The organism is Pseudomonas sp. MH9.3, assembly GCF_034354675.1.
Lineage (GTDB): Bacteria > Pseudomonadota > Gammaproteobacteria > Pseudomonadales > Pseudomonadaceae > Aquipseudomonas.
In genome coordinates this window covers 2,918,592-2,942,717 of record NZ_CP133785.1, presented here as the reverse complement: position 1 = coordinate 2,942,717, position 24,126 = coordinate 2,918,592, and the positions used below count along the sequence as shown (strand labels likewise).

The following is a 24,126-nucleotide window of genomic DNA, read 5'->3' as shown; positions in this document are numbered from 1 at the left end:
CTGCGCCGCGCCCGATGACTCAGCCGATCCGCATCAAGGACCACGAGAAAGACGCACGTCTGGTACGCGCTCGGGTCGTGTTTGGTGCTTTTCTGGTGGTGGGGCTGATCGGCGTGCTGGTCGCGCGCCTGTATTTTCTGCAGGTGATCCAGTACGACTATCACTCCACGCTGTCGGAAAACAACCGCGTGCACGTGCAGCCGATCCCGCCGACCCGTGGGCTGATTTTCGACCGCAACGGCGTGGTGGTTGCCGATAACCGCCCCAGCTTCAGCCTGAGCATGACCCGCGAACGCTCCGGCGACTGGCAGCAGGTGCTCGATGTGATCGTCGAGGTGCTGCAACTGACGCCGGAAGACCGGGTGATCTTCGAAAAACGCATGAGGCAGGGGCGCCGGCCGTTCGAGCCGGTGCCGATTCTGTTCGAGCTGACCGAAGAGCAGATCGCGCGCATCGCGGTGAACCAGTTCCGCCTGCCCGGCGTGGAAGTGGTGGCGCAGTTGGTGCGTCATTACCCGCAGGGGCCGCACTTTGCCCACTCGGTCGGCTATATGGGGCGCATCAACGAGAAAGAGCTCAAAAGCCTCGATCCGGTCAATTACAGCGGCACGCATCACATCGGCAAAACCGGCATCGAGCGCTTCTACGAGCCCGAGCTGCACGGCCAGGTGGGTTACGAAGAAGTCGAAACCAACGCGCGAGGCCGCGTGCTGCGCGTGCTCAAGCGCACCGACCCGGTGCCCGGCAAGGACATCGTGCTGAGCCTGGACATCAAGCTGCAGGAAGCCGCCGAAATGGCCCTGGGCGGTCGGCGCGGCGCGGTAGTGGCCCTCGACCCGAACACTGGCGAGGTGCTGGCGATGGTCAGCCAGCCGAGCTTCGACCCCAACCTGTTCGTGACCGGCATCAGCTTCAAGGCCTACGCCGAGTTGCGTGATTCCATCGACCGACCGCTGTTCAACCGCGTGCTGCGCGGCCTGTACCCGCCTGGCTCGACCATCAAGCCGGCGGTGGCGATTGCCGGCCTGGACGCGGGCGTGGTCACCGCTTCCAGCCGTGTGTACGACCCGGGCTACTACATGCTGCCCAACTACGACCACAAATACCGCAACTGGAACCGCACCGGTGACGGCTATGTCGACCTGGACACCGCGATCATGCGCTCCAACGACACCTATTTTTACGACCTGGCCCACAAGCTGGGGATCGACCGTCTGGCGGCCTACATGGGCAAGTTCGGCCTCGGTCAGAAAGTCTCCCTGGACATGTTCGAAGAATCCCCCGGTCTGATGCCATCACGTGAATGGAAGCGCGCGACCCGTCGCCAGGCGTGGTTCCCGGGTGAAACCCTGATTCTCGGCATCGGCCAGGGCTACATGCAGGCCACCCCGCTGCAACTGGCCCAGGCCACCGCGTTGGTGGCCAACAAAGGCATCTGGAACCGCCCGCACCTGGCCCGGACCATCGAAGGCGAAAAACCGGTGGATGAAAACCCGATTCCCGACATCGTGCTGCGCGACCCGTCCGACTGGGCCAAGGTCAATCACGGCATGCAGCAGGTGATGCACGGCGCCCGGGGCACCGCGCGCAAGGCCGCGCTTGGCGCGCAGTACCGCATTGCCGGCAAGAGCGGCACGGCGCAGGTGGTGGCGATCAAGCAGGGCGAAAAGTATGACCGCAGCAAGGTTCAGGAGCGTCACCGTGACCACGCCTTGTTTGTCGGCTTTGCCCCGGCCGACGCGCCAAAAATCGTGGTGGCGGTGATGGTCGAGAACGGCGAATCCGGCTCCGGTGTGGCTGCGCCGGTGGTGCGCCAGATCATGGACGCCTGGCTGCTGGCCGACGATGGCAGGCTTAAGCCCGAGTATGGCGGCCCCCCTTCAACCCCCGAGGTGACGGCCCGTGAAGAGTAATTTTGACCGCATCCTCTCCAGCGAGGACGTGATGCGTCGTCGCGCGACGTTGCTGCAGCGCATGCACATTGATGGCCCGCTGCTGATCCTGCTGCTGACCCTGGCGGCCGGCAGCCTGTTCGTGCTGTATTCGGCCAGCGGCAAGGACTGGGACCTGCTGATCAAGCAGGCGTCGTCGTTCGGCCTGGGCCTGTTGTCGATGGTGGTGATCGCGCAGTTGGAGCCACGCTTCATGGCGCGCTGGGTGCCGCTGGGGTATGTCGCCGGGGTGTTGCTGCTGGTGGTGGTGGATGTGATGGGCCACAACGCCATGGGCGCGACACGCTGGATCAACATTCCCGGGGTGATTCGCTTCCAGCCGTCGGAATTCATGAAGATCCTGATGCCGGCCACCATTGCCTGGTACCTGTCCAAACGCACCTTGCCGCCGCAGCTCAAGCACGTGGGCATCAGCCTGATCCTGATCGGCATCCCGTTCATCCTGATCGTGCGCCAGCCCGACCTCGGCACCTCGTTGCTGATCCTCGCCGGCGGCGCCTTCGTGCTGTTCATGGGTGGCCTGCGCTGGCGCTGGATCCTCAGCGTGCTGGCGGCTGCGGTGCCGGTGGCGGTGGCGATGTGGTTCTTCTTTATGCACGACTATCAGAAGCAGCGGATCCTCACGTTCCTCGACCCGGAAAGCGATCCGCTGGGCACCGGCTGGAACATTATCCAGTCGAAGGCCGCGATCGGTTCCGGTGGTGTGTTCGGCAAGGGCTGGTTGCTGGGCACCCAGTCGCATCTGGACTTTTTGCCCGAAAGCCACACCGACTTCATTATCGCGGTGCTGGGCGAAGAGTTCGGTCTGGTGGGCATCTGTGCGCTGCTGCTGATCTATTTGCTGCTGATCGGGCGGGGCCTGGTGATCACCGCGCAGGCGCAGACGCTGTTCGGCAAATTGCTCGCCGGCGCCTTGACCATGACTTTTTTTGTTTACGTTTTCGTCAACATCGGTATGGTCAGTGGCCTGCTGCCGGTGGTAGGGGTGCCGTTGCCGTTCATTAGCTACGGCGGAACTTCGCTGGTGACATTGCTGTCAGCGTTTGGGGTTTTGATGTCGATTCATACGCATCGCAAATGGATCGCACAGGTTTGAATAAGGTGAAGATGTCAATGCAAGTAATGCGCGGCTGGGCGACTCGGCATGCATCCTGGATGGGCCTGATCGGGCTGCTCGGTGCATCGCAGGAGACGCAGGCCGGTGACTACGATGGCTCTCCCCAGGTCGCCGAATTTGTCGGCGAAATGACCCGCGACTACGGTTTCGCCGGTGAACAGCTGATGGGCGTGTTCCGGGAGGCGCAGAAGAAGCAGGCGATCCTCGACGCCATCTCGCGCCCGGCCGAACGCGTGAAGCAGTGGAAGGAATATCGCCCGATGTTCCTCACCGATGCCCGCGTGGCCCGCGGCGTGGACTTCTGGCGTCAGCACGAGGCGGTGCTGGCCCGCGCCGAGCAGGAGTACGGCGTGCCGGCCCAGGTGATTGTTTCGATCATCGGCATCGAAACCTTCTACGGGCGCAATACCGGCAATTATCGGGTGATCGATGCCTTGTCGACCCTGGGCTTCGATTACCCGCCGCGCGCCGACTTCTTCCGCAAGGAGCTGCGCGAATTTCTGCTGCTGGCCCGCGAAGAGCAGGTCGACCCGCTGACCCTCAAGGGCTCCTATGCCGGTGCCATGGGCCTGCCGCAATTCATGCCGAGCAGCTTTCGCGCCTATGCGGTGGATTTTGACGGCGACGGCCACATCAATATCTGGAGCAACCCGGACGACGCCATTGGCAGCGTTGCCAGCTACTTCAAGCGCCATGGCTGGGTGGCTGGCGAACCGGTGGTGGTGCGCGCCAACGTCAGCGGCGAACGCGCCGACGAAGGTTTGACTCAAGGCATCGAACCGGTCAAGACCGTTGGGGAGTTGCGGGCGCTGGGCTGGTCGAGTCAGAATGCGCCCGGCGACGATCTGCCGGTAACGGCGTTCCGCCTTGAAGGCGAAAAGGGTCCTGAATACTGGATGGGCCTGCAGAATTTTTACGCAATCACGCGTTATAACCGCAGTGTGATGTACGCCATGGCCGTGCATCAGCTGTCAGACATGCTGGTCCAAGCACGGGGCACCAAGTAATGCGGGCATCGCCGTTCCATAAACCGCTCAAGCTGGTGGCGTTTGCCGCGTTGTCCTTGCTGGTTGTCAGTTGTTCCACGTCCACACCCACCAGCCGTGGGCCGGTGCCCAAGGCCGGTGGCGCAATCGTCCGTGCCCAGCCGGGCCTGGACATCAACCGCGCGCACAAGGACGGCGCGCCGTGGTGGGACGTGGATGTGTCGAAGATCCCGGATGCCACGCCGACCCTGCACACCGGCCCCTACAAGGCCAACCCCTACACCGTGCTGGGCAAGAATTACTTCCCGCTGCAGGACTCCAAAACCTACGTCCAGTCGGGCACGGCGTCCTGGTACGGCACCAAGTTCCACGGTCAGAACACCGCCAATGGCGAGGTCTATGACCTGTACGGCATGAGCGCGGCCCACAAGACATTGCCGCTGCCCAGCTATGTGCGGGTGACCAACCTGGACAACAACCGCACGGTGATCCTGCGGGTCAACGACCGTGGGCCGTTCTATTCCGACCGTATCATCGACTTGTCCTATGCCGCCGCGAAGAAACTCGGCTATGCCGAAACCGGCACCGCGCGGGTCAAGGTCGAAGGCATCGACCCGGCCCAATACTGGGCCCAGCGTGGCAAACCGGCACCGTTGATGCTCAACGAGCCGCGCACCGTGCAGCCGCAAGTGACCGCCTCCACCGGCAAGATCGAACAATGGACACCACCGCCTGCGCAGCACGCCCCGGACACCGTGGTCGTGCCCCATGCCGCACCTGGCGCGTCCATGGCCGGCGGGCAATTCCTGCAGGTGGGCGCTTTCGCCAACCCGGATGCGGCAGAACTGTTAAGGTCCAAACTCAGCGGCATGGTCAACGCGCCGGTATTCATCAGCTCCATCGTGCGTAACCAGCAGACCCTGCACCGTGTACGCATGGGCCCGATCGGCTCGCCGAGCGAGGTCGCGCAGGTGCAGAACAGCGTACGCCTGGCCAACCTGGGACAGCCCAAGCTGGTCACCGCCGAATAAACCCGATTGAAGGTTCAGGCTCCTGCGGGGCTCGAACCCTGGTTGCTGGCTCGTTGAACAACAAAAACCCGGGGGCAAGGGGTGAGCGGGCAATCGAACACGCGACAGTCTGGCAACGGGCTGTCTGAATAAGTTTTGCCCGCGAGGGCAAGTTTCCATACGCAATTTCGAGAGACGGATGAACATCACCACCTTAGCCAAACGCACGTGCCTGCTTATCTCGCTGATCATCACCCCGGCCGCCTGGGCGGTTGAAATGGTGCCGGCTTCCCCGCAACTGGCCGCCAAGGCCTGGGTCCTCATGGATGCCGCCAGCGGCAACGTGCTGGTCGAGAACGGCGGTGACGTGCGCCTGCCGCCCGCCAGCCTGACCAAGCTGATGACCGCCTACATCGCGACCCTGGAAATCCGTCGCGGCCAGATCGGCGAGAACGATCCGGTCACCGTCAGCGAAAACGCCTGGCGTACCGGCGGTTCGCGGATGTTCATCAAGGTCGGCTCGCAAGTCACCGTGAGCGACCTGCTGCACGGCATCATCATCCAGTCGGGTAACGACGCCAGCGTGGCCCTGGCCGAACACATCGCCGGCAGCGAAGACGCGTTCGCCGACATGATGAACAAGACCGCCGGCGACCTGGGCATGACCAACAGCCACTTCATGAACCCGACCGGCCTGCCGAACCCTGAGCACTATTCGTCGGCTCACGACATGGCGATCCTGGCTCGCGCGATCATCCGCGTCGACCCGGTGCACTATGCGATCTACTCCCAGAAGGAATTCTTCTGGAACAACATCAAGCAGCCCAACCGCAACCTGTTGCTGTGGCGTGACAAGACCGTTGATGGCCTGAAAACCGGCCACACCGACGAAGCCGGTTACTGCATGGTGTCGTCCGCTGTACGTGATGGCCAGCGCCTGATCGCCGTGGTATTCGGCACCAACAGCGAGCAGGCCCGTGCGGCCGAGACGCAAAAGCTGCTGACCTACGGCTTCCGTTTCTTCGAAACCCAGACCTTCTACCAGAAGGGCACCGAGCTTGCGACCGCACCGGTGTGGAAGGGCGCGACCTCCCAGGTCAAGGCCGGCCTGGCCGACGATCTGACCCTGACCATGCCTAAAGGCCAACTGAAGAAGCTGGCTGCCAGCATGACCCTGAACCCGCAACTGGTTGCGCCTATCGCCAAGGGCGATGTGATCGGTAAAGTCGAAGTGAAGCTGGACGACAAGGTGGTGCACAGCGCCGACCTGATCGCGCTCGACGCCGTCGACGAAGGTGGTATCTTCCGCCGCGTGTGGGATAGCATCCGTCTGTTCTTCTACGGCTTGTTCAACTGATTGTGTGCACCTGCAAAGCCCCGCGTTGATCCGACGCGGGGCTTTGCCCGTCGCCACGGCTTACCGCTTACGAGGCTGTTCTGCCATGACCGATAAAGAAGTGAAGGCGCCAAAGATCGAGTTCCCGGTGACGGACTATCCCGTCAAGGTGATCAGCGATACCGGTGCAGGCAACAAGGACAAGATCCTCGAGATCGTGCGTAAACACGCGACGATCAACGACAACCGGGTGGACGAGCGTTCGAGCACCAACGGTAAATACACCACGATCCAGTTGCACATCGTTGCGACCGGTCAGGAACAGCTCTACGACATCAACAGTGAACTGCGGGCCACCGGCTTCGTGCACATGGTGTTGTGATGCCCGCAGTCCTGGGCTTTCGCGAGCTTGGCAAGATGGCCTATGAGCCCGTGTGGCATGCCATGCAGCGCTTCACCAACGAGCGCGGCACTTCGGCCCCGGATGAAATCTGGCTGGTGGAGCATCCGCCGGTGTTCACCCAGGGCCAGGCCGGCAAAGCCGAGCACCTGCTGGTGCCGGGTGATATTCCAGTGGTGCAGGTCGACCGAGGTGGCCAAGTGACTTACCATGGTCCCGGCCAACTGGTGGCTTACCTGCTGCTGGATGTGCGCAAGCTGGGGTTTGGCGTGCGCGACCTGGTGAGCCGCATGGAGGCTTGCCTGATCGAGCTGCTGGCCAGTTATGGCGTGAGCGCCGCAGCCAAGCCCGATGCACCCGGCGTGTACGTGGACGGTGCGAAAATCGCCTCGCTGGGGTTGCGCATCCGCCATGGCTGTTCCTTTCATGGCCTGGCCCTGAATGTGGACATGGACCTGGCGCCATTTCGTCGCATCAACCCCTGTGGTTATGCGGGGCTTGCGATGACGCAACTGAGCGAACACGCCACACCGATTAAATTTGCCGAGGTAAGTGCCCGGCTGCGCGCGCAGCTCGTCAAACACCTCGACTATGCTGAGCAGACGACCCTCACGGGCGGAATCGACTGATTATGACTACTGATGCAGTGCAAACCATGATCCCGACGCTGGACATCACCGAGCGTCCGGCCCCGGCCCCGCGTGTCAAGGTGGAAGCCGGCGTCAAGCTGCGTGGCGCCGAGAAGGTTGCACGCATCCCGGTCAAGATCATTCCCACCACCGAACTGCCGAAGAAACCCGACTGGATCCGCGTGCGCATCCCGGTTTCGCCGGAAGTCGACCGTATCAAGGCCCTGCTGCGCAAACACAAGCTGCACAGCGTGTGCGAAGAGGCGTCCTGCCCGAACCTGGGCGAATGCTTCTCCGGCGGCACCGCCACCTTCATGATCATGGGTGACATCTGCACCCGTCGCTGTCCGTTCTGCGACGTCGGCCATGGCCGTCCGAAGCCGCTGGACGTGAACGAGCCGCAAAGCCTGGCCATCGCCATCGCCGACCTCAAACTCAAATACGTGGTGATCACCTCGGTGGACCGCGACGACCTGCGTGACGGCGGTGCCCAGCACTTTGCCGACTGCATCCGCGAAATCCGCAAGCTGTCGCCGAACGTGATGCTTGAAACCCTGGTGCCGGACTACCGTGGCCGCATGGACGTGGCGCTGGAAATCACCGCTGCCGAGCCGCCGGATGTGTTCAACCACAACCTGGAAACCGTGCCGCGCCTGTACAAGGCCGCGCGTCCGGGGTCGGACTACCAGTGGTCGCTGACCCTGCTGCAGAAATTCAAGCAGATGATGCCGCACATCCCGACCAAATCCGGCCTGATGCTGGGCCTGGGCGAAACCGACGAAGAAGTGATCGACGTCATGAAGCGCATGCGCGAACACGACATCGATATGCTGACCCTCGGCCAATACCTGCAACCGTCGCGCAGCCACTTGCCGGTGCAGCGTTTCGTGCACCCGGACGTCTTCGCCTGGTTCGCCGAGGAAGGCTACAAGATGGGCTTCAAGAACGTGGCGTCGGGCCCGTTGGTACGTTCGTCGTACCACGCCGACGAGCAGGCCAAACTGGTCAAGGCCAGCCTGGTTTCCGCCTAGAGCGCTGAGTAACACCGCAGGCCTGAAGTGCAGGAAGGGCCAATGTGGGAGGGGCTTGCTCCCGATAGCGGTGTTTCAGTCACCTGATGTATTGACTGTCACACCGCCATCGGGAGCAAGCCCCCTCCCACTTTTTGCATGGAGAACATGGATGAACGCCGCCGTACCCGCATTGCGCCCCGAAGGCACCATCGCCCTGATCGCCCCGGCCGGCCCCGCCGCGCTGGACCTGGAAAAGGCCGAGCAATGGATGCGCAATCGCGGCTATGACCTGCGCATCTACCCCGGTGTGTATGAACGCGACGGCTACCTTGCCGGCAGCGATAAAACCCGCCTCGCCGACCTCCATGCCGCCTTCGCTGATCCCGATATCGATGCCATCTTCTGCCTGCGCGGCGGCTACGGCACGCCACGTCTGCTCGACAGCCTGGATTTCGGCCTGCTGCGCGCCAACCCCAAACCCTTTGTCGGCTACAGCGACATCACCGCCTTGCACCTGGCGATCAACCGCTATGCGGGCTTTGTGACCTTCCACGGGCCGATGCTCAACGCCGATCTGCTGGGCGACAAGCAGCCACCCACCGAGTCCTCGTTGTTCAGCCTGCTGCGTGGCCAACTGGGCACTGGCAGCGAGTTGGCGCACCCTGTCGCCTTCCCGCTGACCACCCTTGAGCCGGGCATCGCCCGTGGGCGCTTGCAGGGTGGAAACCTGTCGATGATCGCCGCAGTGATGGGCACGCCGTTTGAAATCGACGCGCAAGGCATCATCCTGTTTATCGAGGACATCAACGAGCCGATCTACCGCATCGACCGCCTGCTCACGCACTTGCGCCTGGCCGGCAAGCTGGCGCAGGTCGCCGGTGTGTTGGTGGGGGATGTAGCAGGGGTGGACGGCATGGCGTTGGAACGGCTATTGAAGCAGACCTTCGAACCGCTCGGCATTCCGGTGCTGGCCGGCTGGCGCAGCGGGCACTGCGACCCCAACCTGACGTTGCCGCTGGGCGCAGTGGTTCGCCTGGATGCGGGGGAGCAGCGGGTGGTGCTGGAGCAGGATGTGGTCTTTAAATAATGGTTGCCTGGCATGCCGTCATCGGGAGCAAGCCCCCTCCCACACGTTGAATGTATTCACAGTTCAACGGTGGGAGGGGCTTGCTCCCGATGACGGTAGTCGCCATAAGCGAATCTAGCGGTTCTGCAGAGACTCCAGCAACTTCACCGTCGCATACCCGTCCGCCGGCCAGCCCAGCGCCTGCTGCGCCGCGCGAATCGCCTTGCGCGTATTCGCGCCGATAATCCCGTCCGGGTTGCCCGCGTCATAGCCCTTGGCGGTCAGCGCTGCCTGCAGGTCGATGCGTTGGGAGCGGCTCAGCGGCAATTCATCCTTGGGCCAGTCTCCACGAATCACACCCCCGCCACCAAACCGCTCCGACAGCAGGCCAACCGCCAGTGCGTAGGAAGAGGAGTTGTTGTACTTGAGGATCGCGCGGAAGTTATCCAGCACCAGGAACGCCGGGCCACGGTAACCGGCTGGCAGCAGCAGGGCGGCGGACAGTTGGTCGACGTTGGGCGGCATGCTTGCCCCCGGTGGCAGCTGAATGCCGAGTTTCAGCCACTCGGCCACGCTCTTGCGCACGCTGCCGTCGGCCAGGGCGTAATCGAAGTGGGTCGGCAGTTGTTTCACCTCGAAGCCCCACGGCTGGCCTTTCTGCCAGCCGGAGCTTTGCAGGTAATGCGCGGTGGAGGCGAGGGCGTCGGCCGGGCTGTTCCAGATATCGCGGCGGCCGTCGCCATCGAAGTCCACGGCGTGGGTGTTGTAGGTGGTCGGGATAAATTGGGTCTGACCCATGGCGCCGGCCCACGAGCCTTTCATCTGGTCGGCCTGGATATCGCCATGCTGGATGATCTGCAGCGCGGCGAGCAATTGCGCCTGGGCAAAGGCTGGGCGGCGGCCCTCATAGGCCAGGGTGGCCAGAGAGCGGATGACCGAGTTATTGCCCTGGAACGCGCCAAAATTACTCTCCATGCCCCACACCGAGACCAGCGCCTGGCGGTCGACGCCATAGCGTTGCTCGATGCTCTGCAGGGTATCGGCGTACTTGATCAGCAGCGCCTGGCCATTGCGCACGCGCACCGCCGACAAGGCACCGTCGAGGTACTCCCACACCGGGCGGGAAAACTCCGGCTGGCTGCGGTCGGCGCGAATCACCGCCATGTCGGGGGTGACGTTGGCGAAGGCGTTATCAAAGACGGCGGGTGTGATCCCGGCTTTCAGCGCGTCCGCGCGGAACCCGGCCTGCCATTCGGCAAAAGTCTGGGTGGGCTGGATATCAAGATTGTCCACCGCCAAAGGTGCAACCACGGCAGGCGCGACGGCCGGCACGGTCTGGATTTTCGGCAGAGGCTGGGCGTCGGCGGCGGTGGGTTTCTCGGCGCAGGCGACAAGCAGAATAAGGCTGGAGGCAGCAATCAATTGGCGCAGGTGCCAACGACGGGAAAGACTAGAGGGCATGCACAGGTCCAGGGGTTACAAATCAAGTGCAGACCTTATCATGCCGGAGGGGCGCTTGCCTTCAGGCAGCCAGAAAGTAAGAAGCCTCCCAGCTGTCAGACTGGAAGGCTTCGCGGCGGTAGCTGCCTTTGCCCTTGCCGGCGCGTTCCTGGCGGCTGCGGAACAGTGGCTGGGCGATGATGGATTTGGCCTTGTTGGGGCCATTCCTGGATGGCTTTTTGCTCATGATGAGTACTCTTGATGGATGAGTGGAACGGCGCAAATAATCGGCCGAATCGGCGGGGCTGTAAAGCCTGAGAATTGTAAATACAGATCAAAATGCGGCGGGGTTATTCGGCGGGCAGTGTGAGGCGCTGGCCGGCCATCAACAGCGACAAACGGCTCAGACTCATCCACGGCGAGCCCGCCGCCTGGCCCTTGATCTGTGCATCGATACGCTGCGCCTCCAGCAACAATTGCGCCCAGCGTTGCGCCGTGTGCCGTTGCAGGGCTTTGCTCATCAGCGGCTTGCGCTTGTCCCACACCGGTGGGCGGGCCTGGCTGAAGCATTTGTCCAGTGGCGTGCCCTGGCTGTATTGCAGGGCGATATTGGCCAGTACCCGCAGCTCGCGGGCCAGGGCCCATAGAATCACCGGCGGCTCCACCCCTTCGCCGCGCAAGCCTTCGAGCATGCGCAGGGCATGGGCCGGCTCACCGTTGAGGATAGCGTCCACCAGCCCGAACACGTCAAAGCGAGCACTGTCGGCCACCGCACCTTGCACGGTTTCGACGGTGATCTGTCCGTCTTCAGCCATCAACTTGAGCTTTTCGATCTCCTGAGCGGCGGCCAGCAGGTTGCCCTCGACCCGCGCGGCAATCAGCTCCACAGCGTCTTGTGTCGCCGACAACCCTGACTGGGAAAGGCGTTGACGAATCCACTGCGGCAACTGGTTGCTGTCCACCGGCCAGATCTGGATGAACTGCGTCTGCGCGCCTTCCACCAGCGCCTTGCCCCACTTGGTTTTCTGCGCACTGCCGTCGAGCTTGGGCAGGCTGATCAGCAGGACCGTGTCCTCGGCCGGCCGTGCGCAGTATTCCATCAGCGCCGCCGCGCCCTTGTCACCGGGCTTGCCCGAGGGCAGGCGCAGTTCCAGCAGGCGCTTTTCGGCAAACAACGACATGCTGGCGCCGGCTTGCAGCAACGTACCCCAGTCGAAACTGGCGTCGGCGCTGAACACCTGGCGTTCGTCGAAACCTTGCTGGCGCGCGGCGCTGCGAATGGCGTCTGCCGCTTCCTGGCACAGCAGCGGGTCATCGCCGCTGACGATGTACACAGGCGCAAGGCCACCTTGCAGGTGTTTGGCGAGTTGGGCGGGGGCGAGTTTCATAGGCGGGGCGAACGGGGCGCCTGGGGCGCCCCGTCTGGCTTACTCGACAGGGACTTCAACAGGCGATTGTTTCGGCGTGTTATTTTCGTACTCTTGCGCAGCTTTCAAGGCATCGGCGTCAGCCTTGGCCTTGTCGTCAGCGCGTTGCTGCAATGTCTCAAGTTGTTGCGGGGTCAGCAGCGACAGGCGCAGGACCATGCGCTGGACCAGATCACGCCGCATTTCCTTGCGCACCTGAATGATTTGCGAGTCAGAACCTACCAGGTTATTGCCGTCGTGGCTGACGACCTTCTGTACCTGGATCTTGTCACCCATCAATGGCAGCTTGTCACGGCCCTGGATCTCGAAGGTCAGCTCGGTGCTCAGCTCGATGTCCGAGGCACGGCCGGCGCTGGCGTAGCTCAGGTTGCGCTGGGTGTCTCGCTCGTCGGCCAGGAACAGCTTGTAGGGCGCGCCGGTGTAGATGTGCACGCCGCTGCTTTCCATGACCTGACGCAATTGCGTCACGGTTTCGCCGTAAGCGTTGCGGGCGCTGACGTCCCATTCCTTGATCGCCAGTTCATTGGTGCCGGTGCCGCGCAACTGGAAGCCGCATGCGCTCAGCAGCACGGCAAGGCCCATCACCAGCAAATTGCGTTTGATCATTTTTGTTGCTCCCCTTGAAACCAGGCGGGCCTTATCGAGGCCCTGAAGGTTTAGTTCGGCGCAAGGCTCAAGCCTTGCGCCCGATCCGATTTAGCTGGCGACGATATTGACCAGTTTGCCCGGCACCACGATCACTTTGCGGATCGTCAGGCCTTCGGTAAAGCGCAGCACGTTCTCGTTGACCCGCGCCGCCGCTTCAACCTCTTCGCGACTGGCACTGGCGGGCATGTCGATCTGCCCGCGCAGTTTGCCATTGACCTGGATCACCAGTTGCAACGTGTCCTGCACCAGCGCGCTGTCATCCTGCACCGGCCACCGCGCATCGATGACTGCCTCGTTGTGGCCCAACCGGCTCCACAATTCATGGCTGATGTGCGGCGTGATCGGGGCGAGCAACAGGGTAACCGTTTCCAGGCCCTCCTGAATCAGTGCGCGATCCTGCTCGGTGGCTTGCGGGGCTTTTTCCAGCACGTTCATCAGTGTCATCACCTGAGCGATGGCGGTGTTGAACTTGTGGTTCTGGCCCACGTCCTGGCCGGCTTGCTTGATGGCCAGGTGGGTGCTGCGGCGAATGGCTTTCTGCTCGTCGCTCAGCGCGGCCACGTCCAGTTTACCGGGCAGGCCTTGGCTGACATGGGCGTGGGCCAGGCGCCAGACGCGTTTGAGGAAGCGGTGCGAGCCTTCGACGCCGGAGTCGGACCATTCGGCGCTCATGTCCGGTGGCGATGCGAACATCATGAACAGGCGGCAGGTGTCGGCGCCGAACTGATCGATCATCGACTGCGGGTCGACGCCGTTGTTCTTCGACTTGGCCATTTTCTCGGTGCCGCCGATTTCCACCGGCAGGCCGTCGGATTTCAGTTTGGCGCTGATCACCTTGGCCTTGCTGTCACGCTCCAGTTCCACGTCCGCCGGGTTGAACCAGGTGTAGGCGCCATTGGCTTCGCGGCGATAGTAGGTGTCGGCGATCACCATGCCCTGGGTGAGCAGGTTCTTGAACGGCTCATCGGAACTCACCAGGCCTTCGTCACGCATCAGCTTGTGGAAGAAGCGCGCGTAGAGCAGGTGCAGGATGGCGTGTTCGATACCGCCGATGTACTGGTCCACCGGCAACCAATGGTCGGCTGCGGATTTTTCCACCAGGCCGCCTTCATAGTGCGGCGAGGCGTAGCGGGCGTAGTACCACGAGGACTCGACGAAGGTGTCCATGGTGTCGGTTTCACGCTTGGCCGGCGCGCCGCATTTGGGGCAGGCGCACTCGTAGAACTCGGGCATGCGGGCCAGTGGGGAACCGGCGCCATCGGGCACTACGTCTTCAGGCAGCACGACCGGCAACTGGTCTTCCGGTACCGGCACGTCGCCGCACGTGTCGCAGTGGATGATCGGGATCGGGCAGCCCCAGTAGCGCTGGCGGCTGATGCCCCAGTCGCGCAGGCGGAACTGGGTGCGCGAGGCGCCGAGGTTTTTCTTGATCAGCGCCACTTCAATGGCATCGAAAGCGCCGGCGAAGTCCAGGCCGTCGAATTCGCCGGAGTTGATCAGCTCGCCGTGTTCGCCGTAGGCGTCCTGCCAGGGCGCCGGGTTGGTATCACCCGCGCTGGTGCGCACCACGGATTTGATCGGCAGGCTGTACTGGGTGGCGAATTCGAAATCACGCTCGTCGTGAGCCGGCACGGCCATGACGGCGCCATCGCCGTAGTGCATCAACACATAGTTGGCGACCCATACCGGCAGCTTTTCACCGGTGAGGGGATGCTCGACGAACAGCCCGGTCGGCAGGCCTTTTTTCTCCTGGGTGGCGACGTCGGCTTCGGCCACGCTGCCGCCCTTGCACTCGGCGATGAACGCCGCAAGCTCGGGATTGTTCTGTGCGGCCTGGGTGGCCAGCGGGTGTTCGGCGGCCACGGCGACGTAGGTCGCGCCCATCAGGGTGTCGGGGCGGGTGGTGAAGACCTTGAGTGCGCCCGCTTCGCCGATGGACTCGACGTGATACGGGAACTGCACTTCCATGCCCTTGGATTTGCCGATCCAGTTGCGCTGCATGGTCTTGACCTGTTCAGGCCAGCCCGGCAGGTCGTCGAGGCTCGACAGCAACTCATCGGCGTAGGCGGTGATCTTGAAGTAGTACATCGGGATCTGGCGCTTTTCGATGACCGCGCCGGAACGCCAGCCGCGACCGTCGATCACCTGCTCGTTGGCCAGTACGGTCTGGTCGACCGGGTCCCAGTTCACGGTGCCGTTCTTGCGGTAGATCACGCCTTTTTCGAACAGGCGGGTGAACAGCCATTGTTCCCAGCGGTAGTAGTCCGGCTTGCAGGTGGTCACTTCGCGGGACCAGTCCACCGCCAGGCCCAGGCTGCGCAGCTGGGTCTTCATGTAGGCGATGTTTTCGTAGGTCCACTTGGCGGGCGCCACGTTGTTCTTCATCGCGGCGTTTTCCGCCGGCATGCCGAAGGCGTCCCAACCCATGGGTTGCAGGACGTTCTTGCCGAGCATGCGCTGATAGCGCGAGATCACGTCGCCGATGGTGTAGTTACGCACGTGCCCCATATGTAGCTTGCCGCTGGGGTAAGGGAACATCGACAGGCAATAGTAAGTCTCCTTGCCTGGCTGTTCGCTGACTTCGAAGGACTTTTGCGCGTCCCAGAAGGTTTGTGCGGCATTTTCTATTTCACGGGGCTGGTAATGTTCGTGCATGGCTACTTTTGAACTGAATAGGGGTGGCCTAATCCTCTTCGGTGCAGCGTTAGGGCTGAGCGACACCGATGCGCGGCGCGTGCATGCCCAAACCCTGCGGGAAGTGGAGTTACAGGAAGCGCCGTAGCATACATGACCCCACTCTATCGAGGGAAACCCTGATTGCGCACGCCAGGCCGTCTGTCGCGGCGTCAGGCAGGCCCGGCCACTGGGTCTACGCTGTTGAGTGGGGAGCGAGTCTTATCTTCAATGAGGTGAGGGGATGGTCAAATCGCAGCGAATGTTAACCAAACCGGATGTCTACCAAGGACTGATCGACCGCTTGGGTCGTGCGTTGGATGCCGCCAGCACCGCGGGTCGATTGCGTGATGAACGCCCCGTCGAGCTGGAGCTGCGTGGCCTGAGCCGCGCAGAGCTGGAACTGATCAAGGCTTACCTGGAAAAAAACGAACGCTCGACGCCTGGCCGTGTGGCTTCCCCGCCACCGAGCGCGCCGACACAGTCGGCGAAGGTGGTGTGGCTCAAGGATGCAGCGCGCGAGCGCGGTCCGGCAACCCATCGGGCCGACCGGTTCAAGTGATGCACCCCCCATGTGAAGCTTTGCGCTGAACCCTGATACACCTTAGGCTTCGGGCATCCATGGAGATGCTCGATGCCTATTCGCTATTTCATCAAACAACTGTTGCTGCCGCCTGGCATTCTCTTGCTGCTGCTGGCCCTTGGCTGGTGGTTGCGACGCACACGCCCGCGCCTTGCCGGCTGCTGTTTTGCCCTGGGGTTGGGCGGGCTGTGGCTGATGAGCCTGCCGGTGGTGGTGGAGTGGAGCGCACGGGCGCTGGAGACCGTGCCACCTTTGGCCCGTGAGGACTGGTCTACCCTGGCTCAACGGGCAGATGCCATTGTGATCCTCGGTTCTGGACGCGAACGCGGTGACCCTGCGTGGGGTTCGGACCAGCCGACGGGTATCGGCCTGGAGCGTCAGCGTTATGCGGCGCGATTGGCCAAGGCATCCGGTCTGCCGGTGCTGACCACCGGTGGCCTGCACTACGACACGCCGCCCAGCGAGGCGGAACTGATGGCGGTTTCAATGCAGGATGATTTTGGCGTCACGGTGCGCTGGAAGGAGGAACGCAGCCGAACCACCTGGGAAAACGCGCAGATGAGCGCCGCGATCCTGTTGCCCCAAGGCATCAAGCGCGTGGTGGTGGTCACTCAAGCCTGGCACATGCCGCGCTCGGTGTGGAGCTTTGAAAAGGCGGGCTTTACCGTGGTGCCGGCGCCGGTGGGCTTTCTTGGCGTGGACAATGCGCGGCCACTGGGTGGCTGGATGCCGGAGTTCAAGTCGATATGGCAGAGCGGGTATTTGTTGAATGAGGCGGTGGGGCAGGTGGGGTATCGGTTGTTTTACAAGTAACGCCACCGATCTGAATGTGGGAGGGGGGTTGCTTCCGATAGCGGTGTTTCAGTCAACAGCTACATTGACTGACCACTGCAATCGGGAGCAAGTCCCCTCCCACATTGGTTTTGGGTGGGGCGGCTAGACGGCTTTGGACATTCGGCCCGCCAGCAACGCCCAGCCAAACAGCACCAGACACACAATGATCAACGGCCACGAGCGCCATTGCAGATAGGGCGTGAGCTGGTGCATCGGCACCACTTCGCCATAGAGAATGCCACGCTCGAACTGTGGAATCTGCGCGGTGATCTGCCCGAACGGATTGATCAGCGCGGTCACGCCGTTGTTGGTGGCGCGGATCATCCAGCGACCTGCCTCCAGAGCACGCATCTGCGCCATTTGCAGGTGCTGCAACGGGCCGATGGAGCGGCCAAACCAGGTGTCATTGCTGATGGTCAGCAGCAAGTCGCTGCGGGCCGACAGGCCGGCGGCAAATTCCGGGTACACCACTTCGTAGCAAATGAACGGTGCAATCTGGTAGCCCTTGGCCTGCAACAGCGGTTGGTCGGCCGGGCCACGGGCGAAGTCCGACATCGGCAGGTCAAAGAACGCAATCAGGCCGCGCAGCATGTCCTGCAGCGGCACGTACTCGCCGAAGGGCACTAGCTTCTGCTTGAGGTAGGTGCCGTCGCCTTCGCCCACCACGGTGATGCCATTGAAATAGCGCTTTTCGTGGCGCACCTCCTGGCGGATCGGTACCCCGGTGATCAGCGCGGTATGCCGGTCGGCGGCAAACTTGCCCATCATGCCCAGGTAATCTTCGACGGATTCCTTGAGCACCGGCACCGCCGTTTCCGGCCATACCAGCAGGTCAACCGGCCTGGAACTCAAGCTCATGTCGCGGTACAGCGCGAGCTGGGCCGTCAGCTGTTGCGGGTCCCACTTCATGCTTTGTTCGATGTTGCCCTGGATCGCGGCCACGCTCAGCGGTGCGCCGGAGGGCGTGGTCCAGGCGTGATGCTTGAGTGCCAGGCCGATTGCCCACGGCGCGACCAGTAACGCCAGGCCTGCGCCGATGAAGGCATTGCGTTTGGTCGCCAGCAGGCGCGGCAGGTTGCACAACAGCGCCGCCGTCAGCGCCAGCGCGAACGAAATCAGCCACATCCCGCCCATAGGCGCCAGGCCGGTGAGCGGGCCGTCCAGTTGGCTGTAGCCGGAGTACAGCCACGGGAAACCGGTGAGGAACCAGCCACGAAACGCTTCCTGGCCGACCCACAATGCGGCAAAGGTCAGCGCGTCCGCCAGCGGCGCTTCATTGCGGCGCAGCCAGCGCGCCCACAGCCAGGCGGGCAGGGCGAAGAACCAGGCGATTGCGGCGGTGAACAGCAGCATCAGGAAACCCGCCAGCAGCACCGAAGCGCCGCCGAAGTGGTGGATGCTGTAGTAGATCCAGCTGGTGCCGGCGCCGAACAGACCGAAGCCGAAACACCAGCCACGGCCCAGGGCCTGGCGTGGGCTCAGGCCCCGCAGCCCGACATAGAACACGCCGACCGCCACCAGTGCAAACGGCCACAGGTCGAACGGCGCCAGCGCCAGAGTAGTGATGGCGCCGGCCACCACGGCCAGCAAGTTACCGGGCCAGCCGGGTGCGATCAAACGGCGCATGTCAGTCCTTAGCGGGCAATCGGAGTCAGACGGATCAAGTGGATGCGGCGGCTATCGGCATTCAGGATGCGGAAGCGATAGGCACCAATCTCGGTGGTTTCGTTACGTTTTGGCAGATGCCCGAACGCACTCATCACCAGGCCGCCGACGGTGTCGAACTCATCGTCGGAGAATTCGCTGTCGAAGAACTCGTTGAAGTTCTCGATCGGCGTCAGTGCCTTGACCAGGAAATCACCGCTGGGCAGCGGCTTGATGTAGCTGTCTTCTTCGACGTCGTGTTCGTCTTCGATGTCGCCGACGATCTGCTCAAGCACGTCTTCGATGGTCACCAGGCCCGCAACGCCACCGTATTCGTCGATCACAATGGCCATGTGATTGTGGTTGGCGCGAAACTCGCGCAGCAGCACATTCAGGCGCTTGGATTCAGGCACGAAGGTGGCCGGGCGCAGCAGGTCCTTGATATTGAAGTTGTCGCCGTTCTCCTTGAGGATCAGCGGCAACAGGTCCTTGGCCAGCAGGACACCCATGACGTCGTCATGGCTCTCACCGATCACCGGGTAGCGCGAGTGCGCCGAGTCGATCACGGCCGGGAGGAACTCCCGTGGGGTCTGGGTCGCCTTGATGCTGATCATCTGCGAGCGCGGCACCATGATGTCGCGGACCTGCAGGTCAGCCACCTGGATGGCGCCTTCGACGATGGCCAGCGCTTCGCTGTCCAGCAACTTGTTCTGGTGGGCCTCACGCAGCAGCTCCAGCAGCTCCTGGCGGTTTTTCGGCTCGTGGGCAAAAGCCTGGGTCAATTTACCCAGCCATGACTTCTGCCCGTTGCTCGATCGGTCTTCGCTCATAGCGATTACTCTGAATCCTTTATCGTTACAGTTAGTAGGTGATGTTCAAGCTTCGTCATCTGCATACGGGTCCGGATGGCCCAATTCTGCAAGCAACGTTCGTTCCAGTGCTTCCATTTCTTCGGCTTCGTCATCGTCAATATGGTCGTAACCCAAGAGATGCAAGCAGCCATGAATGACTAGATGGGCCCAGTGGGCCTCAAGTTCCTTGCCTTGCTCCTGCGCCTCACGCTCGACCACCGCGACGCAGATCACCAGGTCGCCCAGCAAGGGGATGTCCAGCAGCTCGTCGGGCACGTCGGCGGGGAAGGACAGCACGTTGGTCGCGTAGTCCTTGTGGCGCCAGGTGTGATTCAGCTCGCGGCCTTCGGCTTCGTCCACCAGGCGGATGGTCAACTCCGAATCGGCGCTGCGCTGGCGCAGGGCCAGGGCGCACCAGGTGCGAAATTGCGCTTCGCTGGGGGCGGGCGCGTCGGTCGCCAGCTGCAGGTCGAGCTCAAGCATCGCGGCGCGTGTCCCTGGTCAGGCCGTCGTCGCGGTGTTCGAAGCGCTCGTAGGCTTCGACGATGCGCTGCACCAGCGGGTGACGCACCACGTCCTTGGGCATGAAATGCGTAAAGCTGATGCCGGGCACGTCCTTGAGCACCTCGATCACCTGGCCCAGGCCTGACTTGGTGCCCTTGGGCAGGTCGACCTGGGTGATGTCGCCGGTGATCACGGCAGTGGAGCCGAAACCGATACGGGTGAGGAACATCTTCATCTGTTCGACGGTGGTGTTCTGGCTTTCGTCGAGGATGATGAAGCTGTTGTTCAAAGTGCGTCCGCGCATGTAGGCGAGCGGGGCGATCTCGATCACCTGGCGTTCGATCAGCTTGGCCACGTATTCGAAGCCGAGCATCTCGTAGAGCGCGTCGTAGAGCGGGCGCAGATAGGGGTCGATCTTCTGGGCGAGGTCGCCGGGCAGGAAGCCGAGCTTTTCGCCGGCCTCGACCGCCGGGCGCACCAGCAGGATGCGGCGCACTTGCTCGCGCTCCAGCGCGTCGACGGCGCAGGCCACGGCCAGGTAAGTCTTGCCGGTGCCGGCCGGGCCGATGCCGAAGTTGATGTCGTTGCCGAGGATTTCCTTGACGTACTTCTGCTGATTCAAGCCGCGCGGGCGAATCATGCCTTTTTTGGTACGCAGGGCCACGCTGGCTTCGGCCACGGGATTGTTGGCCAGGTCTTCCACCGCCGACTCCTGCAGGTACAGGTGCACGGTTTCCGGCGACAGCTCGCTGCCTTTGGTCTCGCGGTAGAGCCGGCGCAGCAGGTTTTCTGCCGAGGTGGTGTGCTGGGGTTCACCAATGAGCTCGAACTGATTGCCGCGATTGCGGATCTCGATGCTCAGGCGTTGTTCGATCAGGCGCAGGTGCTCGTCGAATTGTCCGCACAGATTGGCGAAGCGGCGAGCCTCAAACGGCTCGAGGATAAAACGATGGGGTTCTACTGTAGGTGCGTTCAAGGTCGCTTTTAGCCGCCCTTTGGCTGTTGAGGTGAAGGAGAGGATAGCGCCAGTGACTGGTGTGCGAAAGCACTTACGTCGTCGGAGTGTTGCACGGTTCAAATGTGGGAGGGGCCTTGCCCCCGATGGCTGAGTGTCAGTCAGTAGATTTGAGACTGATGAACTGCCATCGGGGGCAAGCCCCCTCCCGCATTTTGAGCAGCGGTGATTTGACTATTTATTGAATCAGCGACCCGCGCAGCGAGTGCGGCTGCGCCGCATCAATGTGCACATCGGCGAACTGGCCGATCAGCATCGGGTTGTCGCAACGGAAGTTGACGATCCGGTTGTTCTCGGTACGGCCCTGCAATTCGCCCGGGTCTTTTTTCGAGTAATCGGTGACCAGAATCCGCTGGGTGGAGCCGACCATTTGTCGGCTGATCTCGAAACCCTGCTGGTTAAGCCGATGCTGCAGCGCATTCAGCCGTTCCTTTTTCAGCGCTTCCGGTGTTTCGTCCAGCAGGTCGGCGGCCGGTGTGCCGGGGCGTTGGCTGTAGACGAACGAGTAGGAAAAGTCAAAACCCACGTCCTCGATCAGCTTCATGGTCTGCTGGAAGTCTTTCTCGGTTTCGCCGGGGAAACCCACGATAAAGTCCGAGCTGATGCAGATGCCCGGCACCGCCGCGCGCAGTTTGCGCAGTTTGGATTTGTATTCCAGGGCGGTGTGGTTGCGTTTCATCGCCGACAGGATGCGGTCCGAGCCCGATTGCACTGGCAAGTGCAGGTGCTTGACCAGTTCCGGCACCTCGGCATGCGCCTGGATCAGGCTGTCGGAAAATTCCAGCGGGTGCGAGGTGGTGTAGCGAATGCGCTCGATGCCATCCACCGCCGCCACGACGCGGATCAGCTCGGCGAGGTCGGCCAGGCGACCGTCGTGGGTGTGGCCGCGATAGCCGTTGACGTTCTGGCCCAGCAGGGTCACTTCACGCACGCCGTTTTCCGCCAGGTGGATGATTTCCGCCAGCACATCGTCAAACGGTCGGCTGACTTCTTCGCCACGGGTGTAGGGCACCACGCAGAAGGTGCAGTATTTGCTGCAGCCTTCCATCACCGACACGTAGGCGCTCGGCCCATCGATGCGCGGTTCGGGCAGGTGGTCGAATTTTTCGATCTCGGGGAACGACACGTCCACCTGCGGCAGCTTGGTAATGCGCGCGGCGTCGATCATTTCCGGCAGGCGGTGCAGGGTCTGTGGGCCGAATACCACGTCGACATAGGGCGCGCGGTCGCGAATGGCCGCGCCTTCCTGGCTTGCCACGCAACCGCCGACGGCGATCACCATGTCCGGGTTGGCCAGTTTCAGCTCACGCCAGCGGCCCAGCTGCGAGTACACACGGTCCTGTGCGCGTTCGCGGATCGAGCAGGTATTGAGCAGGATCACGTCGGCATCTTCGGCGCGGGCGGTGACTTCCAGGGCCTGGTGTTCGCCCAGCAGGTCGACCATGCGCGAGCTGTCGTACTCGTTCATCTGGCAACCGTGGGTTTCGATATAGAGCTTCTTGGCCATGGGAATCGTCAACTGGTGGTAAAGAACCGCGCATTATAGGGGGCATGCCCATTGGTTCCTAGCGTTGTGCATCGGGTGCCATGCTATAGTTCGCGCCCTCTTTTATATCCGCGATGTGTTGCTCGTCCACCATGACCAAACGTGAAGCTCCAATCTACAAGGTGATTTTCCTCAACCAGGGCCAGGTGTTCGAAATGTACGCCAAGCAGATCTATCAAAGTGATCTGTGGGGCTTCCTGGAGGTGGAAGAGTTCGTCTTTGGCGAGCGCACGCAGTTGGTCGTCGACCCGGGCGAGGAAAAACTCAAGGCGCAGTTTGAAGGCGTGGTGCGCAGCTTTGTGCCGATGCATTCGATTGTGCGCATCGATGAAGTCGAGCGCCTGGGTACGCCGAAGATCAGCGAGGCGCGCGGCACCAGCAATGTGATGCCGTTTCCGATGCCGATGCCGGAGAAGTAACACTGCGCTGGTGATGGGATTTTGTAAGACGCTTCTGAAACTTTTCAGTCGCGGTTGACGGCTTGACAGAAAAATAGCAGTTTGTGCCCATGCAGAGAGGACGCCATGAGCACATCCATAAAAAAATCCCTCGAACAACAATTGTCATCCAGGTCCCAGGCTTATCGGGCGCTGGCGGCCTATATCCTGGCGAACCTCAAAGACCTGCCGTTCGAGAATTCGGCGCAGGTGGCGCACAAGCTCCAAATCAGCGAGTCCACCGTCGGCCGATTCTGCCGGGCGTTGGGCTACAAGCATTTCAAAGACCTTAAACACGAACTCAAAGACGACCTGGGTGACAGCCCGTGGCTGATCGGCGACCGGCTGCGCGTATTCCAGGCAGAAGGCGACGCCAACCCGCTGGCCAACAGCCTGCAACTGGAGATCGCGGCGTTGGTGAGGGTCTACGAGTACACCCGCACCGAGTCTTGGCGCGTGGTGACATCAAGGCTGGCGCAAAGCCGGCAGGTTTTTGTCGCCGGTTTCGGCACCGAGCGGGGCATCGCCTGCTCCATGGCCCACATGTTGCAATACCTGCGCACAGGCGTGCATCTGGTGGACGGTGCGTCAGGGCATTTCGGCGAGGTGTTGCTGGCGCCGTCTGCCGATTCAATGCTGATCGTCTATGAGGCGCGACGCCATTCCCGCCAGTCTTTACTGCTGTGCCAGGCGGCACGCAAACGCGGCATTGCGGTCACGCTGATAACCGACAACTTTTGTGAGTGGGCTGAGCAGAACGCTAACGAAGTGTTTCGGGTGTCGACCGAGTTTGATTTGTTATGGGACTCGACGGCCACCATGTTATCGCTGACTCACTTATTGATTAACGCTATGTCCAAACAACTGGGACCCGAGATGGAAGGGCACTTGAATGCGATCGCTCAGTTGCATCAGGCGTTTGTGGGTTACACCCAGCGTTGACCGCTTAAGCGTTATTTAACTAACGCTTTTTATTTAACTGTCATTAGCGAACTTATTGGTTCGGGAGTAGCCC

Annotated in this window: 23 protein-coding genes; 13 read left to right on the top strand and 10 right to left on the bottom strand. The window is 62.1% G+C overall.

Annotated features, from left to right (window positions below; translation table 11 throughout):
• Nucleotides 1–14: 14 nt before the first annotated feature.
• The 9 genes from mrdA to RHM60_RS12830 all read left to right on the top strand — a co-directional run bounded on the left by mrdA (nt 15) and on the right by RHM60_RS12830 (nt 9,530).
• On the top strand, nt 15–1,913 hold the full coding sequence (gene mrdA, locus RHM60_RS12870; RefSeq protein WP_209985190.1) for a penicillin-binding protein 2: 1,899 nt from the start codon (nt 15–17) through the stop codon (nt 1,911–1,913).
• 31 nt (nt 1,914–1,944) lie between these two features.
• Nucleotides 1,945–3,048 (top strand): rod shape-determining protein RodA, encoded by a 1,104-nt coding sequence (gene rodA, locus RHM60_RS12865; protein ID WP_057010160.1) that lies wholly within the window; start codon nt 1,945–1,947, stop codon nt 3,046–3,048.
• 17 nt (nt 3,049–3,065) lie between these two features.
• A complete protein-coding gene (mltB, locus tag RHM60_RS12860; RefSeq protein ID WP_322212010.1) occupies nt 3,066–4,076 on the top strand; it encodes a lytic murein transglycosylase B in 1,011 nt (336 codons plus the stop codon).
• Nucleotides 4,076–5,086: a septal ring lytic transglycosylase RlpA family protein gene (locus RHM60_RS12855; RefSeq protein WP_057010129.1), complete on the top strand. Its 1,011-nt coding sequence runs from the start codon at nt 4,076–4,078 to the stop codon at nt 5,084–5,086. The genes mltB and RHM60_RS12855 overlap by 1 nt, the downstream gene beginning before the upstream one ends.
• A 178-nt stretch (nt 5,087–5,264) precedes the next feature.
• Complete coding sequence (locus RHM60_RS12850) at nt 5,265–6,422, top strand: D-alanyl-D-alanine carboxypeptidase family protein (RefSeq protein WP_065952059.1); 1,158 nt, start codon at nt 5,265–5,267, stop codon at nt 6,420–6,422.
• Nucleotides 6,423–6,507: 85 nt separating this feature from the next.
• Complete coding sequence (locus RHM60_RS12845; protein ID WP_003237028.1) at nt 6,508–6,783, top strand: DUF493 domain-containing protein; 276 nt, start codon at nt 6,508–6,510, stop codon at nt 6,781–6,783.
• The gene (lipB, locus tag RHM60_RS12840; protein WP_322212009.1) at nt 6,783–7,430 is read left to right on the top strand and encodes a lipoyl(octanoyl) transferase LipB; all 648 of its coding nucleotides are present in this window, start codon (nt 6,783–6,785) and stop codon (nt 7,428–7,430) included. The genes RHM60_RS12845 and lipB overlap by 1 nt, the downstream gene beginning before the upstream one ends.
• Before the next feature lie 26 nt (nt 7,431–7,456).
• A complete protein-coding gene (lipA, locus tag RHM60_RS12835; protein ID WP_322214611.1) occupies nt 7,457–8,461 on the top strand; it encodes a lipoyl synthase in 1,005 nt (334 codons plus the stop codon).
• Between the two features lie 151 nt (nt 8,462–8,612).
• The gene (locus RHM60_RS12830; protein ID WP_322212008.1) at nt 8,613–9,530 is read left to right on the top strand and encodes an LD-carboxypeptidase; all 918 of its coding nucleotides are present in this window, start codon (nt 8,613–8,615) and stop codon (nt 9,528–9,530) included.
• A 114-nt stretch (nt 9,531–9,644) separates the two neighbouring features.
• Here the strand turns inward: RHM60_RS12830 and RHM60_RS12825 are convergent, their stop codons facing one another.
• From RHM60_RS12825 to leuS, 5 genes are all read right to left on the bottom strand, one after another.
• A complete protein-coding gene (locus RHM60_RS12825; RefSeq protein ID WP_231422565.1) occupies nt 9,645–10,970 on the bottom strand; it encodes a lytic murein transglycosylase in 1,326 nt (441 codons plus the stop codon).
• 61 nt (nt 10,971–11,031) lie between these two features.
• Nucleotides 11,032–11,196 carry an alternative ribosome rescue factor ArfA gene (arfA, locus tag RHM60_RS12820; protein WP_231422566.1) on the bottom strand — a complete coding sequence of 55 codons (165 nt, stop codon included), beginning with the start codon at nt 11,194–11,196 and terminating at the stop codon, nt 11,032–11,034.
• 103 nt (nt 11,197–11,299) lie between these two features.
• The gene (holA, locus tag RHM60_RS12815; RefSeq protein WP_003237014.1) at nt 11,300–12,337 is read right to left on the bottom strand and encodes a DNA polymerase III subunit delta; all 1,038 of its coding nucleotides are present in this window, start codon (nt 12,335–12,337) and stop codon (nt 11,300–11,302) included.
• A 39-nt stretch (nt 12,338–12,376) separates the two neighbouring features.
• Nucleotides 12,377–12,982, bottom strand: a complete 606-nt coding sequence (gene lptE / locus RHM60_RS12810) for an LPS assembly lipoprotein LptE (RefSeq protein WP_209985169.1) — start codon at nt 12,980–12,982, stop codon at nt 12,377–12,379.
• 90 nt (nt 12,983–13,072) lie between these two features.
• Nucleotides 13,073–15,679 carry a leucine--tRNA ligase gene (leuS, locus tag RHM60_RS12805; protein WP_209985166.1) on the bottom strand — a complete coding sequence of 869 codons (2,607 nt, stop codon included), beginning with the start codon at nt 15,677–15,679 and terminating at the stop codon, nt 13,073–13,075.
• Nucleotides 15,680–15,941: 262 nt separating this feature from the next.
• Between leuS and RHM60_RS12800 the strand changes: the two genes are divergently transcribed.
• Both RHM60_RS12800 and RHM60_RS12795 read left to right on the top strand, forming a co-directional pair.
• Nucleotides 15,942–16,259, top strand: coding sequence for a hypothetical protein (locus RHM60_RS12800; RefSeq protein WP_209985163.1), 318 nt, complete (start codon nt 15,942–15,944; stop codon nt 16,257–16,259).
• A 72-nt stretch (nt 16,260–16,331) separates the two neighbouring features.
• On the top strand, nt 16,332–17,093 hold the full coding sequence (locus tag RHM60_RS12795; protein ID WP_209985159.1) for a YdcF family protein: 762 nt from the start codon (nt 16,332–16,334) through the stop codon (nt 17,091–17,093).
• A 123-nt stretch (nt 17,094–17,216) separates the two neighbouring features.
• Here RHM60_RS12795 and lnt read toward each other — a convergent pair whose 3' ends face one another.
• The 5 genes from lnt to miaB form a co-directional block, all read right to left on the bottom strand.
• Nucleotides 17,217–18,740, bottom strand: a complete 1,524-nt coding sequence (gene lnt / locus RHM60_RS12790; RefSeq protein WP_231422567.1) for an apolipoprotein N-acyltransferase — start codon at nt 18,738–18,740, stop codon at nt 17,217–17,219.
• An 8-nt stretch (nt 18,741–18,748) separates the two neighbouring features.
• Nucleotides 18,749–19,588 carry an HlyC/CorC family transporter gene (locus RHM60_RS12785; RefSeq protein WP_015373027.1) on the bottom strand — a complete coding sequence of 280 codons (840 nt, stop codon included), beginning with the start codon at nt 19,586–19,588 and terminating at the stop codon, nt 18,749–18,751.
• A gap of 45 nt (nt 19,589–19,633) precedes the next feature.
• Complete coding sequence (ybeY, locus tag RHM60_RS12780; protein ID WP_209985154.1) at nt 19,634–20,092, bottom strand: rRNA maturation RNase YbeY; 459 nt, start codon at nt 20,090–20,092, stop codon at nt 19,634–19,636.
• Complete coding sequence (locus tag RHM60_RS12775) at nt 20,085–21,089, bottom strand: PhoH family protein (protein WP_231422568.1); 1,005 nt, start codon at nt 21,087–21,089, stop codon at nt 20,085–20,087. Before RHM60_RS12775 ends, ybeY begins: the two co-directional genes overlap by 8 nt.
• 217 nt (nt 21,090–21,306) lie before the next feature.
• The gene (miaB, locus tag RHM60_RS12770; protein WP_209985149.1) at nt 21,307–22,635 is read right to left on the bottom strand and encodes a tRNA (N6-isopentenyl adenosine(37)-C2)-methylthiotransferase MiaB; all 1,329 of its coding nucleotides are present in this window, start codon (nt 22,633–22,635) and stop codon (nt 21,307–21,309) included.
• Between the two features lie 131 nt (nt 22,636–22,766).
• Between miaB and RHM60_RS12765 the strand changes: the two genes are divergently transcribed.
• Nucleotides 22,767–23,093: a DUF1820 family protein gene (locus RHM60_RS12765; protein WP_003194436.1), complete on the top strand. Its 327-nt coding sequence runs from the start codon at nt 22,767–22,769 to the stop codon at nt 23,091–23,093.
• Between the two features lie 105 nt (nt 23,094–23,198).
• Nucleotides 23,199–24,053: a MurR/RpiR family transcriptional regulator gene (locus RHM60_RS12760; RefSeq protein ID WP_231422569.1), complete on the top strand. Its 855-nt coding sequence runs from the start codon at nt 23,199–23,201 to the stop codon at nt 24,051–24,053.
• Nucleotides 24,054–24,126: the final 73 nt, after the last annotated feature.